This window comes from Pseudomonas sp. P4_C8 (genome assembly GCF_056401975.1).
Window position 1 is genome coordinate 66,439 of record NZ_JBFUIH010000028.1, and the last position, 17,429, is coordinate 83,867.

The 17,429-nt window shown below is 59.8% G+C and carries 14 protein-coding genes; all 14 read left to right on the forward strand.

The annotated features are described in order from the left end of the window. The first annotated feature begins 188 nt into the window (after positions 1–188). Positions 189–1,514 (forward strand): isocitrate lyase, encoded by a 1,326-nt coding sequence (aceA, locus tag AC1DWM_RS18505; protein ID WP_477795824.1) that lies wholly within the window; start codon positions 189–191, stop codon positions 1,512–1,514. 620 nt (positions 1,515–2,134) lie between these two features. After that, complete coding sequence (locus tag AC1DWM_RS18510; RefSeq protein WP_003223812.1) at positions 2,135–2,548, forward strand: NADH-quinone oxidoreductase subunit A; 414 nt, start codon at positions 2,135–2,137, stop codon at positions 2,546–2,548. Positions 2,549–2,558: 10 nt separating this feature from the next. Further along, positions 2,559–3,233: a NuoB/complex I 20 kDa subunit family protein gene (locus AC1DWM_RS18515; RefSeq protein WP_007946424.1), complete on the forward strand. Its 675-nt coding sequence runs from the start codon at positions 2,559–2,561 to the stop codon at positions 3,231–3,233. Between the two features lie 72 nt (positions 3,234–3,305). Continuing rightward, on the forward strand, positions 3,306–5,090 hold the full coding sequence (gene nuoC, locus AC1DWM_RS18520) for an NADH-quinone oxidoreductase subunit C/D (RefSeq protein WP_223518227.1): 1,785 nt from the start codon (positions 3,306–3,308) through the stop codon (positions 5,088–5,090). A gap of 2 nt (positions 5,091–5,092) precedes the next feature. Then, positions 5,093–5,590 (forward strand): NADH-quinone oxidoreductase subunit NuoE, encoded by a 498-nt coding sequence (nuoE, locus tag AC1DWM_RS18525; RefSeq protein ID WP_008020715.1) that lies wholly within the window; start codon positions 5,093–5,095, stop codon positions 5,588–5,590. Continuing rightward, positions 5,587–6,942 (forward strand): NADH-quinone oxidoreductase subunit NuoF, encoded by a 1,356-nt coding sequence (gene nuoF / locus AC1DWM_RS18530; protein WP_477795825.1) that lies wholly within the window; start codon positions 5,587–5,589, stop codon positions 6,940–6,942. The genes nuoE and nuoF overlap by 4 nt, the downstream gene beginning before the upstream one ends. A gap of 136 nt (positions 6,943–7,078) precedes the next feature. After that, positions 7,079–9,793 (forward strand): NADH-quinone oxidoreductase subunit NuoG, encoded by a 2,715-nt coding sequence (gene nuoG / locus AC1DWM_RS18535; RefSeq protein WP_477795826.1) that lies wholly within the window; start codon positions 7,079–7,081, stop codon positions 9,791–9,793. After that, a complete protein-coding gene (gene nuoH / locus AC1DWM_RS18540) occupies positions 9,790–10,797 on the forward strand; it encodes an NADH-quinone oxidoreductase subunit NuoH (protein WP_059406599.1) in 1,008 nt (335 codons plus the stop codon). The genes nuoG and nuoH overlap by 4 nt, the downstream gene beginning before the upstream one ends. A gap of 12 nt (positions 10,798–10,809) precedes the next feature. Beyond that, entirely contained in the window at positions 10,810–11,355 is a 546-nt protein-coding gene (gene nuoI / locus AC1DWM_RS18545) for an NADH-quinone oxidoreductase subunit NuoI (RefSeq protein WP_007946418.1), read from the forward strand. Between the two features lie 9 nt (positions 11,356–11,364). After that, a complete protein-coding gene (gene nuoJ / locus AC1DWM_RS18550) occupies positions 11,365–11,868 on the forward strand; it encodes an NADH-quinone oxidoreductase subunit J (RefSeq protein WP_223518219.1) in 504 nt (167 codons plus the stop codon). Positions 11,869–11,870: 2 nt separating this feature from the next. Beyond that, positions 11,871–12,179 carry an NADH-quinone oxidoreductase subunit NuoK gene (nuoK, locus tag AC1DWM_RS18555; RefSeq protein WP_007946416.1) on the forward strand — a complete coding sequence of 103 codons (309 nt, stop codon included), beginning with the start codon at positions 11,871–11,873 and terminating at the stop codon, positions 12,177–12,179. After that, on the forward strand, positions 12,176–14,029 hold the full coding sequence (gene nuoL, locus AC1DWM_RS18560) for an NADH-quinone oxidoreductase subunit L (RefSeq protein WP_223518218.1): 1,854 nt from the start codon (positions 12,176–12,178) through the stop codon (positions 14,027–14,029). The genes nuoK and nuoL overlap by 4 nt, the downstream gene beginning before the upstream one ends. A 40-nt stretch (positions 14,030–14,069) precedes the next feature. Further along, positions 14,070–15,602 (forward strand): NADH-quinone oxidoreductase subunit M, encoded by a 1,533-nt coding sequence (nuoM, locus tag AC1DWM_RS18565; RefSeq protein ID WP_223518216.1) that lies wholly within the window; start codon positions 14,070–14,072, stop codon positions 15,600–15,602. Positions 15,603–15,609: 7 nt separating this feature from the next. After that, entirely contained in the window at positions 15,610–17,073 is a 1,464-nt protein-coding gene (gene nuoN, locus AC1DWM_RS18570; RefSeq protein WP_223518214.1) for an NADH-quinone oxidoreductase subunit NuoN, read from the forward strand. Positions 17,074–17,429: the final 356 nt, after the last annotated feature.

Here is a 17,429-nt window from a genome sequence, read left to right on the forward strand (position 1 = left end):
CCAAGGCCCACGATGCCCGAATGCGCTCAACAGCTTGCCCTTACCTGCTCACTTCCCCTCGAGCCCATCGTTCATCCCGTCGCTACCCCGCCGAATCCGACTTGACCACCCAAGCTTCTGGTCAGCGAGCGCATGAATTTTCCACCGCAGAACAACTTTCCGTAAAAGACGCGACGAGGTTTATCTCCATGGCACTGACACGCGAACAGCAAATTGCAGCCCTCGAAAAAGATTGGGCTGAAAACCCACGCTGGAAAGGCGTGACACGCGCTTACTCCGCTGCTGACGTCGTCCGCCTGCGTGGCTCGGTTCAACCTGAGCACACCTTTGCAAAACTGGGCGCCGAGAAGCTGTGGAACCTGGTCACCCAGGGCGCCAAGCCTTCCTTCCGTCCCGAGAAAGATTTCGTCAACTGCATGGGCGCCCTGACCGGCGGCCAGGCTGTACAACAAGTCAAAGCCGGTATCCAGGCGATCTACCTGTCGGGCTGGCAAGTCGCTGCGGACAACAACTCCGCCGAATCGATGTACCCGGACCAGTCGCTGTACCCGGTGGACTCGGTTCCAACCGTGGTCAAGCGCATCAACAACTCGTTCCGTCGTGCTGACCAGATCCAGTGGAAAGCCGGCAAAGGCCCGGGCGACGAAGGTTACATCGACTACTTCGCTCCAATCGTGGCTGACGCTGAAGCCGGTTTCGGTGGCGTACTGAACGCTTACGAGCTGATGAAGAGCATGATCGAAGCAGGCGCCGCCGGCGTTCACTTCGAAGACCAACTGGCCTCCGTGAAAAAATGCGGCCACATGGGCGGCAAGGTACTGGTTCCTACCCAGGAAGCCGTACAGAAGCTGACCGCTGCCCGTCTGGCAGCTGACGTTGCCGGTACTCCGACCATCATCCTGGCCCGTACCGACGCTAACGCAGCTGACCTGCTGACGTCCGACTGCGACCCGTACGACCAGCCATTCGTGACCGGCGAACGTACCCAGGAAGGCTTCTACAAAGTGCGCGCCGGTCTGGACCAGGCCATCGCTCGCGGCCTGGCTTACGCTCCGTACGCCGATCTGATCTGGTGCGAAACCGCCAAGCCGGATCTGGACGAGGCTCGTCGCTTCGCTGAAGCGATCAAAAAGGAATACCCGAACCAACTGCTGTCGTACAACTGCTCGCCTTCCTTCAACTGGAAGAAAAACCTGGACGACGCGACCATCGCCAAGTTCCAGCGCGAACTGTCCGCCATGGGTTACAAGCACCAGTTCATCACCCTGGCCGGCATTCACAACATGTGGCACAGCATGTTCAACCTGGCGCACGACTACGCCCGCAACGACATGACTGCCTACGTGAAGCTGCAAGAGCAGGAGTTCGCTGACGCTTCGAAGGGCTACACCTTCGTGGCTCACCAGCAGGAAGTGGGCACCGGCTACTTCGACGACATGACCACTGTGATTCAAGGTGGCTCGTCTTCGGTAACCGCACTGACCGGTTCGACTGAAGAAGAACAGTTCCACTGATCTGCTTCGCCTGAGTAAACGGCCGTTGCGGACCGGATAGAAAGCTAACCGCAACGCTGCACATCTGACGCCCCGACTGGTTCGGGGCGTTTTTTTGCCTGCGATTTCACCCATCCTTGTAGGAGCTGGCTTGCCAGCGAAGGCGTCCGTTCATTCAGCGCATGACTGTCGGACCTATTCGCTGGCAAGCCAGCTCCTACACTCTCTGTGTTGCGGCAAAACATTGATCCAGCGCGATATCGTTGTCAGAAAAATCCGCTAAAACATTCACTGCCGCTACTTGCAGTAACGCGCAAAAAAGACAACTTCCCGACTCTTACCCCGCTAATCAGTTTAAAAACCATCACAAACAATATTGATTATCATTTAGGCGCAACTATGTTCGTTACATTTCCGACAAAACAATATTGATGAAAAGCCGGCTAATGCCCGCCATGCATGGGCTGCGGAGCTTTCGAGGTGCGCTATGTCCTTAATCCTATAAATAATTTCGCTATAGGAATTTTACTTGCTGGGTGTTTAGCCATAAAATCAGCGGGATTGATTGCTGCGACATATCGTCACTGCGTTGTTACTTTTTCAAGCTCAGAGACCTTTGCTCTCTGTTAAGGATTACCAGCATGCCCGAAGCGACAGGACTCATGGCCCACAACTGGGGCTTTGCCATTTTCCTTCTGGGCGTCGTCGGCCTATGCGCCTTCATGCTCGGCGTCTCCAGCCTCCTCGGGTCAAAAGCCTGGGGTCGCAGCAAAAACGAACCGTTTGAATCCGGCATGCTGCCTACAGGTGGCGCCCGTCTGCGGCTCTCAGCCAAATTCTATCTCGTCGCGATGCTCTTCGTGATCTTCGATATCGAAGCCCTTTTTCTCTTTGCATGGTCTGTGTCCGTCCGCGAAAGCGGCTGGACCGGATTCGTCGAAGCTCTCGTTTTCATAGCAATTCTGTTGGCAGGCCTTGTCTACCTATTCCGAGTGGGCGCCCTTGACTGGGCTCCGGAAGCTCGTCGTAAGCGACAAGCGAAGCTGAAACAATGAGGCTTTGGCAATGCAATACAATCTCACCAGGATCGACCCCGATGCTCCTAACGAGCAGTATCCGATTGGCGAACGGGAAACCGTTTCCGATCCGTTAGAAGATCAAGTCCACAAAAACATTTTCATGGGCAAGCTCGAAGACGTGCTTAACGGCACGATCAACTGGGGGCGCAAGAACTCCCTGTGGCCGTATAACTTCGGTCTTTCGTGCTGCTACGTGGAAATGACCACCGCCTTCACGGCGCCCCACGACATCGCGCGCTTCGGCGCCGAGGTTATCCGGGCATCGCCGCGTCAGGCGGATTTCATGGTTATCGCCGGTACCTGCTTCATCAAGATGGCGCCGATCATTCAGCGTCTCTACGAGCAAATGCTCGAACCTAAATGGGTTATTTCCATGGGTTCGTGCGCCAACTCCGGTGGCATGTACGACATCTACTCTGTCGTTCAAGGGGTGGACAAGTTCCTGCCCGTGGACGTCTACGTGCCTGGCTGCCCGCCCCGTCCTGAAGCTTTTCTGCAAGGTTTGATGCTCTTGCAAGAGTCGATTGGACAGGAGCGTCGCCCGCTTTCCTGGGTCGTCGGCGATCAAGGCGTATACCGCGCCGAGATGCCTTCCGAGAAGGAAAAGCGCCGCGAACAGCGAATCGCAGTCACCAACCTGCGCAGCCCCGACGAAGTCTGATCCAGACCTGCTTCTTTTATAGAACGAGAACCTGGCTTCATTCTTTACGTTGACCGAAAGCGATAAATAACCATGACTACAGGCAGTGCTCTGTACATCCCGCCTTACAAGGCAGACGACCAGGATGTGGTCGTCGAACTGAACAACCGTTTTGGCCCCGAGGCGTTCACCGCCCAGCCAACCCGCACCGGCATGCCGGTGCTTTGGGTTGCGCGTGCCAAACTCGTCGAAGTCCTGACCTTCCTGCGTAACCTGCCCAAGCCGTACGTCATGCTCTATGACCTGCACGGCGTGGACGAGCGTCTGCGCACCAAGCGTCAAGGGCTGCCTAACGGCGTCGACTTCACTGTGTTCTATCACTTGATGTCGATCGAACGTAATAGTGACGTAATGATCAAGGTCGCCTTGTCCGAGAGCGACCTCAGCGTGCCGACCGTGACCGGCATCTGGCCGAACGCCAACTGGTACGAGCGTGAAGTGTGGGACATGTACGGCATCAACTTTGCCGGCCACCCGCACCTGACCCGCATCATGATGCCGCCGACCTGGGAAGGTCACCCGCTGCGCAAGGACTTCCCGGCCCGTGCCACCGAGTTCGACCCGTTCACCCTGAACCTCGCCAAGCAACAGCTTGAGGAAGAAGCCGCGCGCTTCAAGCCTGAAGACTGGGGTATGAAGCGTTCCGGTGCGAACGAGGACTACATGTTCCTCAACCTCGGTCCTAACCACCCTTCCGCGCACGGTGCGTTCCGCATCATCCTGCAGCTGGACGGTGAAGAGATCGTCGATTGCGTGCCGGACGTTGGCTACCACCACCGTGGTGCCGAGAAGATGGCCGAGCGTCAGTCCTGGCACAGTTTCATCCCGTACACCGATCGTATCGACTACCTCGGCGGCGTGATGAACAACCTGCCGTACGTGCTCTCGGTCGAGAAGCTGGCCGGCATCAAGGTGCCGGAGAAGGTCGACGTCATCCGCATCATGATGGCCGAATTCTTCCGGATCACCAGCCACCTGCTGTTCCTGGGCACATACATCCAGGACGTCGGCGCCATGACCCCGGTGTTCTTCACGTTCACCGACCGTCAGAAGGCGTACACGGTGATCGAAGCCATTACCGGTTTCCGTCTGCACCCGGCCTGGTACCGCATTGGTGGCGTCGCTCACGACCTGCCGCGCGGCTGGGAAAAACTGGTGAAAGACTTCGTCGAGTGGATGCCAAAGCGTCTGGACGAATACCAGAAAGCCGCCCTGGACAACAGCATCCTGCGTGGCCGGACCATCGGCGTCGCCGACTACAACACCAAGGAAGCCCTGGAATGGGGTGTCACTGGTTCCGGCCTGCGCGCCACCGGTTGCGACTTCGACCTGCGCAAGGCGCGTCCGTACTCCGGTTATGAGAACTTCGAATTCGAAGTGCCGCTGGCCGCAAATGGCGATGCCTACGATCGCTGCATCGTGCGCGTCGAAGAAATGCGCCAGAGCATCAAGATCATCGACCAGTGCATGCGCAACATGCCGGAAGGCCCGTACAAGGCGGATCACCCGCTGACCACGCCGCCGCCGAAAGAGCGCACCCTGCAACACATCGAGACCCTGATCACGCACTTCCTGCAAGTTTCGTGGGGCCCGGTCATGCCGGCCAACGAATCCTTCCAGATGATCGAAGCGACCAAGGGCATCAACAGTTATTACCTGACGAGCGATGGCGGCACCATGAGCTACCGCACCCGGATTCGTACCCCAAGCTTCCCGCACTTGCAGCAGATCCCTTCGGTGATCAAAGGCAGCATGGTCGCGGACTTGATCGCGTACCTGGGTAGTATCGATTTCGTTATGGCCGACGTGGACCGCTAAGCATGAACAGCACGCTTATCCAGACAGACCGTTTCACCTTGAGTGAAACCGAGCGCTCGGCCATCGAGCACGAGTTGCATCACTACGAAGACCCGCGCGCGGCGTCGATCGAAGCCCTGAAGATCGTCCAGAAGGAACGTGGCTGGGTGCCGGATGGCGCTTTGTACGCCATCGGCGAGATCCTCGGCATCCCGGCCAGCGACGTAGAAGGCGTGGCGACGTTCTATAGCCAGATCTTCCGTCAGCCGGTTGGCCGTCACATCATTCGCGTCTGCGACAGCATGGTCTGCTACATCGGCGGCCACGAATCCGTGGTCAGCGAAATCCAGAGCAAGCTTGGCATCGGCCTGGGTCAGACCACCGCCGACGGTCGTTTCACTCTGCTGCCGGTCTGCTGCCTCGGCAACTGTGACAAGGCACCGGCGTTGATGATCGACGACGACACTTTCGGTGATGTGCAGCCTGCCGGCGTTGCCAAATTGCTCGAGGGCTACGTATGACCCTGACTTCCTTCGGCCCTGCCAACCGCATCAAGCGGTCGGCCGAGACTCACCCGCTCACCTGGCGTCTGCGTGACGACGGCGAAGCCGTGTGGCTCGACGAGTACCAGGCCAAGAACGGTTACGCCGCTGCGCGCAAAGCCTTCGCCGACATGGCTCAGGACGATATCGTCCAGACCGTGAAGGATTCGGGCTTGAAAGGTCGCGGCGGTGCAGGCTTCCCCACGGGCGTTAAGTGGGGCCTGATGCCCAAAGACGAATCCATCAACATCCGCTACCTGCTGTGCAACGCGGATGAAATGGAGCCGAACACCTGGAAAGACCGCATGCTGATGGAGCAACTGCCCCATCTGCTGATCGAAGGCATGCTGATCAGTGCCCGCGCGCTGAAAACCTACCGGGGCTACATCTTCCTGCGTGGCGAATACACCACCGCCGCCAAGCACCTCAACCGTGCCGTAGAAGAAGCCAAGGCAGCAGGCCTGCTGGGTAAAAACATTCTGGGCAGCGGCTTCGATTTCGAGCTGTTCGTCCACACCGGCGCCGGGCGTTACATCTGCGGTRAAGAAACCGCACTGATCAACTCCCTCGAAGGCCGCCGCGCCAACCCGCGCTCCAAGCCGCCCTTCCCTGCCGCCGTTGGCGTGTGGGGCAAGCCGACCTGCGTGAACAACGTTGAAACCCTGTGCAACGTGCCGGCGATCATTGCCGACGGCGTGGACTGGTACAAATCGTTGGCCCGTGAAGGCAGTGAAGACATGGGCACCAAGCTCATGGGCTTCTCCGGCAAGGTCAAGAACCCTGGGCTGTGGGAACTGCCATTCGGCGTCACCGGTCGCGAGCTGTTCGAAGACTACGCCGGCGGCATGCGCGACGGTTACAAGCTCAAGTGCTGGCAGCCTGGCGGCGCCGGTACCGGTTTCCTGTTGCCGGAACACCTGGATGCACAAATGTATGCCGGCGGCATCGCCAAGGTTGGCACCCGTATGGGTACCGGCCTGGCCATGGCGGTGGACGACAGCGTCAACATGGTGTCCTTGCTGCGCAACATGGAAGAGTTCTTCTCCCGCGAATCCTGTGGCTTCTGCACCCCGTGCCGTGACGGTTTGCCGTGGAGCGTCAAGCTCCTGCGCGCCATCGAGAACGGTGAAGGGCAAGCCGGCGATATCGAGACCCTGCTGGGTCTGGTCGGCTTCCTCGGCCCTGGCAAGACCTTCTGTGCTCACGCACCGGGCGCCGTGGAGCCGTTGGGCAGCGCAATCAAATACTTCCGTCCAGAGTTCGAAGCCGGCATCGCGCCTACCAGCGCCGCCGTCCCGCCTCTGGCAAGGCCGATCGTAGTCGGCGCGTAAACGCTTAAAAAGGCGAAGGGTCCGTGCCCTTCTCCTTCTCGTGTGATGACGCCTTGAACGGCTGTGTTGATTCACGCGAATACAAGATTCCATTAGCCACGCCCGCTGACACCGGGCCAACGAAGAACTTTGAACCATGGCCACTATCCACGTAGACGGCAAAGAGCTCGAAGTCGATGGGGCAGACAACCTGTTACAGGCATGTCTGTCGCTAGGCCTCGATATCCCGTATTTCTGCTGGCACCCAGCCCTTGGCAGCGTTGGCGCTTGCCGCCAGTGCGCGGTCAAGCAGTACACCGACGAAAACGACAAGCGTGGTCGGATCGTCATGTCCTGCATGACCCCCGCCACCGACGGCAGCTGGATCTCCATCGACGACGAAGAAGCGAAAGTATTCCGCGCCAGCGTCGTTGAATGGCTGATGACCAACCACCCTCACGACTGCCCGGTCTGTGAAGAAGGCGGTCACTGCCACCTGCAAGACATGACGGTAATGACCGGCCACAACGAGCGCCGTTACCGCTTCACCAAGCGTACCCACCAGAACCAGCAACTGGGCCCGTTCATTTCCCACGAAATGAACCGCTGCATCGCTTGCTACCGCTGCGTGCGCTTCTATAAGGATTACGCCGGCGGCACCGACCTCGGTGTGTTCGGCGCCCACGACAACGTGTACTTCGGTCGCGTAGAAGACGGCGTACTGGAAAGCGAGTTCTCCGGCAACCTCACCGAGGTCTGTCCGACCGGTGTGTTCACCGACAAGACTCACTCCGAGCGCTACAACCGCAAGTGGGACATGCAGTTCTCGCCGAGCATCTGCCATGGTTGCTCCAGCGGCTGCAACATTTCCCCGGGCGAGCGCTACGGTGAACTGCGTCGTATCGAAAACCGTTTCAACGGTTCGGTAAACCAGTACTTCCTGTGCGACCGTGGCCGTTTCGGCTATGGCTACGTCAACCGCGAAGATCGTCCGCGTCAGCCTTTGCTGGCCAACGGCACCAAGCTGAGCCTCGACGAAGCGCTGGATAAAGCCGCTGACCTGTTGCGCGGTCGCAACATCGTCGGCATCGGTTCGCCGCGTGCCAGCCTCGAAAGCAACTACGCGTTGCGCGAACTGGTGGGCGCCGAGCACTTCTACTCCGGTATCGAAGCCGCCGAGCTGGAACGCATTCGTCTGGTCATGCAGGTGTTGAAAGACAGCCCGCTGCCAATCCCGAACATGCGCGACATCGAAGACCACGATGCAATCTTCGTCCTCGGTGAAGACCTGACCCAGACCGCTGCGCGCATGGCCCTGTCCCTGCGTCAATCGGTCAAAGGTAAAGCTGAAGACATGGCCGACGCCATGCGCGTTCAGCCTTGGCTCGACGCTGCGGTGAAGAACATCGGTCAGAACGCTCTGAACCCGCTGTTCATCGCCAGCCTGGCTGAAACCAAGCTCGACGACATCGCCGAAGAATGCGTTCACGCTGCGCCAGACGACCTGGCCCGCATCGGTTTCGCCGTGGCTCACGCGCTCGACGCCAGCGCCCCAGCGGTTGAAGGCCTGGATGCTGAAGCCCTCGAACTGGCCAAGCGCATCGCTGACGCCCTGCTCGCGGCCAAGCGCCCATTGATCATTGCCGGTACCTCGTTGGGTTCCAAGGCGCTGATCGAAGCGGCTGCAAACATCGCCAAAGCCCTGAAGCTGCGCGAGAAGAACGGTTCCATCAGCCTGATCGTGCCAGAGGCCAACAGCCTCGGCCTGGCCATGCTCGGTGGTGACTCGGTCGACGCCGCGCTGCAAGCGGTGATCGACGGCCGTGCCGACGCCATCGTCGTGCTGGAAAACGATCTGTACACCCGCACCGACAAAGCCAAGGTTGATGCCGCCCTGACCGCCGCGAAAGTGGTGATCGTTGCCGACCATCAGAAAACCGCCACCAGCGATCGCGCGCACCTGGTTCTGCCAGCCGCCAGCTTCGCCGAAGGCGACGGTACTTTGGTCAGCCAGGAAGGTCGCGCCCAGCGCTTCTTCCAGGTCTTCGATCCGAAATACATGGACGCCAGCATCCTGGTTCACGAAGGCTGGCGCTGGCTGCATGCCCTGCGCGCGACCCTGCTGAACCAGCCGATCAACTGGACCCAGCTGGACCACGTCACCGCTGCCGTCGCTTCAAGCACGCCGCAACTGGCGCGTATCGTTGATGCCGCACCGTCCGCCTCGTTCCGCATCAAGGGCATGAAACTGGCCCGCGAACCGCTGCGTTACTCCGGTCGTACCGCCATGCGTGCCGACATCAACGTGCACGAACCGCGTACTCCGCAAGACAACGACACCGCGTTCAACTTCTCGATGGAAGGTTACTCGGGCTCGGTCGAACCGCGTCAGCAAGTACCGTTCGCCTGGTCTCCGGGCTGGAACTCGCCACAAGCCTGGAACAAGTTCCAGGACGAAGTCGGTGGTCACATCCGCGCTGGCGACCCGGGCACCCGCCTGATCGAAAGCACCGGTGATTCGCTGAACTGGTTCGCCGCTGTTCCGCGTGCGTTCAACCCGGCTCCGGGCACCTGGCAGGTTGTGCCGTTCTTCCACCTGCTCGGCAGCGAAGAGACCTCTTCGAAAGCCGCGCCGGTTCAGGAACGCATCCCGGCCGCTTACGTCGCTTTGGCCAAGTCCGAAGCTGATCGTCTGGGGGTCAATGACGGCGCTATGCTGAGCTTGAACGTTGCTGGCCAGACCCTGCGTCTGCCGCTGCGCATCAATGAAGAGCTGGGTGCAGGTCTGGTTGCATTGCCTTCGGGCATCGCCGGTATTCCGCCAGCGATCTTTGGCAAATCCGTTGACGGTCTGCAGGAGGCAGCGCAATGACTTGGTTCACTCCTGAAGTGATCGACGTGATCATCGCAGTCATTCAGGCCATCGTGATTCTGCTCGCCGTGGTGGTATGCGGCGCGCTGTTGAGCTGGGTCGAGCGTCGTTTGCTCGCCCTCTGGCAGGACCGTTACGGTCCGAACCGCGTCGGCCCGTTTGGCGCGTTCCAGATCGCAGCCGACATGATCAAGATGTTCTTCAAGGAAGACTGGACCCCGCCGTTCGCCGACAAGATGATCTTCACCCTGGCACCGGTCGTGGCCATGAGCGCCCTGCTGATTGCCTTCGCGATCATCCCGATCACCCCGACCTGGGGCGTGGCGGATCTGAACATCGGCATCCTGTTCTTCTTCGCCATGGCCGGTCTGTCGGTCTACGCGGTGTTGTTCGCCGGTTGGTCGAGTAACAACAAGTTCGCCCTGCTGGGCAGCTTGCGGGCCTCGGCGCAAACTGTGTCGTACGAAGTGTTCATGGGCCTGTCGTTGATGGGCATCGTGATCCAGGTCGGCTCGTTCAACATGCGCGACATCGTTGATTACCAGGCCCAGAACCTGTGGTTCATCATTCCGCAGATCTTCGGTTTCCTGACCTTCTTCATCGCTGGCGTCGCCGTGACTCACCGTCACCCGTTCGACCAGCCGGAAGCGGAACAGGAACTGGCCGACGGTTACCACATTGAATACGCCGGCATGAAATGGGGCATGTTCTTCGTCGGCGAGTACATCGGCATCGTGCTGATTTCGGCGCTGCTGGTGACCTTGTTCTTCGGTGGCTGGCACGGTCCGTTCGGCATTCTGCCGCAGATCCCGTTCATCTGGTTCGCGCTGAAAACCGCGTTCTTCATCATGATCTTCATCCTGTTGCGCGCTTCGATTCCGCGCCCACGGTATGACCAAGTGATGGACTTCAGCTGGAAGTTCTGCCTGCCGCTGACCCTCGTCAACATGCTGGTGACCGCTGCGATCGTGTTGCTCAACACGCCCGCCGTCGCGGCTCAGTGAGGATAGAGAATCATGAAGTACATATTTGACATCGTGCATGGCTTCTTCACCCAGCTTCGCAGCCTGGTGATGATTTTCGGCCACGCCTTCCGCAAGCGCGACACGCTGCAGTACCCGGAAGAAGCCGTGTACCTGCCGCCGCGCTACCGTGGCCGTATCGTCCTGACCCGCGACCCTGATGGCGAAGAGCGTTGTGTAGCCTGCAACCTGTGCGCCGTGGCGTGCCCGGTTGGCTGTATCTCGCTGCAGAAAGCTGAAACCGAAGACGGTCGCTGGTACCCGGACTTCTTCCGCATCAACTTCTCGCGCTGCATTTTCTGCGGCCTCTGCGAGGAAGCCTGCCCGACCACCGCGATCCAGCTGACACCGGATTTCGAGATGGCCGAGTTCAAACGTCAGGACCTGGTGTACGAGAAAGAAGATCTGCTGATCTCCGGCCCCGGCAAAAACCCTGATTACAACTTCTATCGTGTTGCAGGTATGGCGATTGCCGGGAAGCCGAAAGGCTCCGCGCAAAACGAAGCCCAGCCGATCAACGTGAAGAGCTTGCTGCCTTAAGGAAGAAAGATGGAATTCGCTTTCTATTTCGCATCGGGTATCGCTGTGGTGTCCACGCTTCGCGTGATCACCAACACCAACCCTGTGCACGCCCTGCTCTACCTGATCATTTCGCTGATCGCCGTGGCCATGACGTTCTTCGCCCTCGGCGCACCGTTTGCCGGTGTACTGGAAGTGATCGCCTACGCTGGCGCCATCATGGTGCTGTTCGTGTTCGTGGTGATGATGCTGAACCTGGGCCCGGCCTCGGCTCAGCAAGAGCGCGTCTGGCTCAAGCCCGGTATCTGGCTCGGCCCGGTGATTCTCGGCGCATTGCTGCTGGGTGAACTGCTGTATGTGCTGTTCAGCCATTCCAGCGGTCTGGCCGTCGGCCACACCACCGTAGACGCCAAGGCCGTGGGCATCAGCCTGTTCGGTCCGTATCTGCTGGTGGTCGAACTCGCCTCGATGTTGCTGCTCGCTGCAGCCGTCACGGCGTTCCACTTGGGCCGCAACGAAGCCAAGGAGCAATGACGATGCCTGCTATCCCTATGGAGCATGGTCTGGCGGTCGCCGGCATCCTGTTCTGCCTCGGTCTGGTCGGCCTGATGGTCCGCCGCAACATTCTCTTCGTGCTGATGAGCCTGGAGGTCATGATGAATGCCTCCGCACTGGCGTTCATCGTTGCCGGTAGCCGCTGGGCGCAGCCGGATGGACAGATCATGTTCATCCTGGTGATCAGCCTGGCAGCCGCCGAGGCCAGTATTGGCCTGGCGATTCTGTTGCAGCTGTACCGCCGCTTCCACACTCTCGATATCGACGCTGCCAGCGAGATGCGCGGATGAATCTTCTCTATCTGACTTTCGTATTCCCACTCATAGGTTTCCTGCTGCTGTCGTTCTCACGCGGCCGCCTCTCGGAAAACCTGTCGGCGCTGATTGGCGTCGGTTCCATCGGCCTGTCTGCCATCGTCGCGACTTACGTGATCTGGCAATTCAACGTCGCCCCGCCGGAAGGCGGCCACTTCACTCAGGTGTTGTGGCAGTGGATGGCGGTGGAAGGCTTTACGCCGAGCTTCACGCTGTACCTGGATGGCCTGTCCGTGACCATGCTAGGTGTGGTGGTCGGCGTCGGCTTCCTGATCCACCTGTTCGCGTCCTGGTACATGCGCGGTGAAGCCGGTTACTCGCGCTTCTTCGCCTACACCAACCTGTTTATCGCCAGCATGCTGTTCCTGGTCCTGGGCGATAACCTGTTGTTCCTGTACTTCGGCTGGGAAGGCGTGGGCCTGTGCTCGTACCTGTTGATCGGTTTCTACTACAGCAACCGCAACAACGGTAACGCGGCACTCAAGGCTTTCATCGTGACCCGTATCGGCGACGTGTTCATGGCCATCGGCCTGTTCATCCTGTTCGCCCAACTGGGCACGCTGAACGTCCAGGAACTGCTGGTGCTGGCACCGCAGAAATTCCAGGCCGGCGACTTCTGGATGGTCATGGCCACCCTGATGCTGCTGGGCGGCGCTGTCGGTAAATCCGCGCAACTGCCACTACAAACCTGGCTGGCGGATGCGATGGCCGGTCCTACCCCGGTTTCGGCACTGATCCACGCTGCGACCATGGTGACCGCTGGCGTTTACCTGATCGCCCGTACTCACGGCCTGTTTGCGTTGGCGCCGGACATTCTGCACCTCGTCGGCATCGTCGGCGGCGTGACCCTGGTGCTGGCGGGTTTTGCCGCACTGGTCCAGACCGACATCAAACGTATCCTCGCCTACTCGACCATGAGCCAGATCGGCTATATGTTCCTGGCCCTGGGCGTTGGTGCCTGGGACGGCGCGATCTTCCACCTGATGACCCACGCCTTCTTCAAGGCGCTGCTGTTCCTTGCATCCGGTTCGGTGATCGTTGCCTGCCACCACGAGCAGAACATCTTCAAGATGGGCGGCCTGTGGAAGAAACTGCCGCTGGCCTACACCAGCTTCATCGTCGGCGGTGCGGCACTGTCTGCCTTGCCACTGGTGACCGCAGGTTTCTACTCCAAGGACGAAATCCTCTGGGAAGCGTTCGCCAGCGGCAACCACGGTCTGCTGTATGCAGGTCTGGTCGGCGCGTTCATGACTTCGCTGTACACCTTCCGCCTGATCTTCATCGCGTTCCACGGTGAAGCGAAGACTGAAGCGCACGCCGGTCACGGTATCGCTCACTGGCTGCCACTGTCGGTGCTGATCGTACTGTCGACCTTCGTCGGCGCCATGATCGTTCCGCCACTGCACGGTGTGCTGCCGGAAAGCGTCGGCCATGCCGGCGGCGAAGCCAAGCACAGTCTGGAAATCGCTTCGGGCGCCATCGCCCTGGCCGGTATCCTGCTGGCCGCGCTGCTGTTCCTCGGCAAGCGTCGCTTCGTCACTGCAATCGCCAACAGCGGTATCGGCCGCTTCCTTTCGGCCTGGTGGTTCGCTGCCTGGGGCTTCGACTGGATCTACGACAAACTGTTCGTCAAGCCATACCTGGCGATCAGCCACGTACTGCGCAGAGACCCGCTCGACCAGACCATCGGTCTGATTCCGCGTATGGCCAAAGGTGGTCACACCGCCCTGAGCCGTACCGAAACCGGTCAACTGCGTTGGTACGCGGCATCGATGGCAGCCGGCTCCGTGCTGGTCATCGGCGCCATCGTGCTGGTAGCGGTCTGAATATGAACCTTGCGAACTTGCGAAAGGAATTGAGCCCGTCATGATTCTGCCTTGGCTAATCCTGATCCCCTTCATCGGCGGCCTGCTGTGCTGGATGGGTGAGCGCTTCGGCGCCACCCTCCCCCGCTGGATTGCGCTGATCACCATGTCCCTGTTGCTCTCCCTCGGCCTTTGGCTGTGGGCCAACGGTGACTATTCATTTGCCCCGGCGCCTGGCGCCGATCCGACCTGGGCGCTTGAGTTCAAGCACATCTGGATCGAGCGCTTTGGCATCAGCGTGCACCTGGCCCTCGACGGCCTGTCGCTGCTGATGATCATGCTGACCGGTCTGCTGGGCGTGCTCTCGGTCCTCTGCTCGTGGAAAGAAATTCAACGTCACGTTGGCTTCTTCCACCTGAACCTGATGTGGATCCTGGGCGGTGTCGTCGGCGTGTTCCTCGCCCTCGACCTGTTCATGTTCTTCTTCTTCTGGGAAATGATGCTGGTGCCGATGTACTTCCTCATCGCGCTCTGGGGTCACAGTTCTTCGGACGGCAAGAAAACCCGGATCTACGCGGCGACCAAGTTCTTCATCTTCACTCAGGCATCCGGCCTGATCATGTTGGTGGCGATCCTGGGTCTGGTCCTGGTCAACTTCAACGACACCGGCGTGATTACCTTCAACTACGCCGACCTGTTGAAAACCAAGATGTCGATGACCACCGAGTACATCCTGATGCTCGGCTTCTTCATCGCCTTCGCGGTCAAGCTGCCTGTCGTACCGTTCCACTCCTGGTTGCCTGACGCTCACGCCCAGGCGCCAACGGCAGGTTCGGTCGACCTGGCCGGTATCTTGCTGAAGACGGCGGCTTACGGTCTGCTGCGTTTCGCCCTGCCGCTGTTCCCGAATGCTTCGGCCGAGTTCGCGCCGTTCGCCATGGCCCTGGGTCTGATCGGGATCTTCTACGGTGCGTTCCTGGCGTTCGCGCAAACTGACATCAAGCGTCTGGTAGCGTACTCCAGCGTTTCGCACATGGGCTTCGTGCTGATCGGCATCTACTCCGGCAGCCAACTGGCGCTGCAGGGCGCGGTGATGCAGATGCTCGCGCACGGCCTTTCGGCCGCGGCACTCTTTATCCTGTGTGGCCAGCTCTACGAGCGCACTCACACTCGCGACATGCGTGAAATGGGTGGCCTGTGGTCGAAGATCGCCTACCTGCCAGGCGTCAGCCTGTTCTTCGCGGCGGCCTCCCTGGGCTTGCCGGCGACCGGTAACTTCGTCGGTGAGTTCCTGATCCTGATCGGCACCTTCCCCACTTCGCCGTGGATCACCGTGATCGCGACGTCCGGCCTGGTGTTCGGTTCGGTCTACTCGCTGATCATGATTCACCGTGCCTACTTCGGCGCGTCCAAGTCGGACGCGGTGATGCATGGCATGGATGGTCGCGAACTGATCATGGTGGTCGGGCTGGCGGCGCTGCTGATTTACATCGGCGTGTACCCGCAACCGTTCCTCGATACCTCTGCCGCGACGATGCATGGCGTGCAGCAGTGGCTCGGCACAGCCTTCACTCAACTCGCTTCGGCCCGGTAAGAGCGCTATGGAATTCACGACTCAACACTTTATCGCGCTAGCGCCGTTGTTGATCACCAGCGCCACGATCATCGTGGTGATGCTGGCGATTGCCTGGCGCCGCAACCACTCGCAGACCTTCCTGATTTCGGTGGCAGGTCTGAACCTGGCGCTGTTGTCGATCCTGCCAGCCTTGAAAGTCGCGCCATTGGCCGTGACCCCGTTGCTGCAAATCGATAGCTTCGCTTGCTTGTACATGGCGCTGATTCTGGTCGCCACCCTCGCTTGTGTGACTCTCGCCCACGCCTACCTCGGCGATGGCGGTTCGGGTTACCCGGGCAACCGTGAAGAACTGTACCTGCTGATCCTGATGTCCGCCGCCGGTGGCCTGGTTCTGGTCAGCGCGCAGCACCTGGCCGGATTGTTCGTTGGTCTGGAACTGCTGTCGGTGCCGGTCTATGGTCTGGTGGCCTATGCCTTCTTCAACAAGCGTTCGCTGGAAGCCGGTATCAAGTACATGGTGCTGTCGGCCGCCGGTTCCGCGTTCATCTTGTTCGGTATGGCGCTGCTGTACGCCGATTCGGGCAGCCTGAGCTTCGTCGGTATCGGCCAGGCGCTGGCGGCTACTGGTCTGCCAAGCTCGCTGGCGCAACTGGGCCTGGGCATGATGCTGATCGGTCTGGCGTTCAAGCTGTCGCTGGTGCCGTTCCACCTCTGGACTCCGGACGTGTACGAAGGTGCTCCGGCACCGGTGGCCGCGTTCCTGGCCACCGCTTCCAAAGTTGCCGTGTTCGCGGTGATGGTGCGTCTGTTCCAGATCTCGCCAGCAGCAAGCAGCGGTGTGCTGAGTGACGTACTGACCATCATCGCCATCGCGTCGATCCTGTTCGGTAACCTGCTGGCACTAACCCAGAGCAACCTCAAGCGTCTGCTGGGTTACTCGTCCATCGCGCACTTCGGTTACCTGCTGATCGCCCTCGTGGCGAGCAAGGGTCTGGCCGTGGAAGCCATCGGCGTGTACCTGGTCACCTACGTGATCACCAGCCTCGGCGCCTTCGGCGTGATCACCCTGATGTCCTCGCCGTACAACGGCCGTGACGCCGATGCCCTGTACGAATACCGCGGCCTGTTCTGGCGCCGTCCGTACCTGACCGCCGTGCTGACCGTGATGATGCTGTCCCTGGCCGGTATCCCGCTGACCGCGGGCTTCATCGGCAAGTTCTACATCATCGCTACCGGCGTCGAGTCCCATCAGTGGTGGCTGGTCGGTTCCCTGGTACTGGGTAGCGCCATCGGCGTTTTCTACTACCTGCGTGTGATGGTCACTCTGTTCCTGATCGAGCCGAACCTGCGTCGCCACGATGCGCAACTGCACTGGGAACAACGTGCAGGCGGCGTGATGCTGCTGGCCATCGCGGCACTGGCGTTCTTCCTGGGTCTGTATCCGCAGCCATTGCTGGTCCTGGTTCAGCAAGCCGGGTTGGCGGGTTGATCGCTTAGGCGACACTCGGTAGAAAACAGAAACGGCACCTTCGGGTGCCGTTTTTGTTTTTGTGGCATTCACCATCGCAAGCGTTTGGGATGGCCTCTTCGCGGGCGAGCCCGGCTCCCACAGTAATCGGGATGATCACAGATTCTGTGCATGACACCAAACCTGTGGGAGCGTGGCTTGCCCGCGAAGGCTTCAGGTCAGTCAATATCTTCGTTATCTGGCCCACCGCCTTCGCGAGCAAGCTCGCTCCCACAGGTTTCAGTGGTGTTCACAAACGCCAAGTACACCCAAAACCACTGTAGGAGTGAGCCTGCTCGCGATAGCGGCGTATCAGTCAACACATGCTTGATTGACAG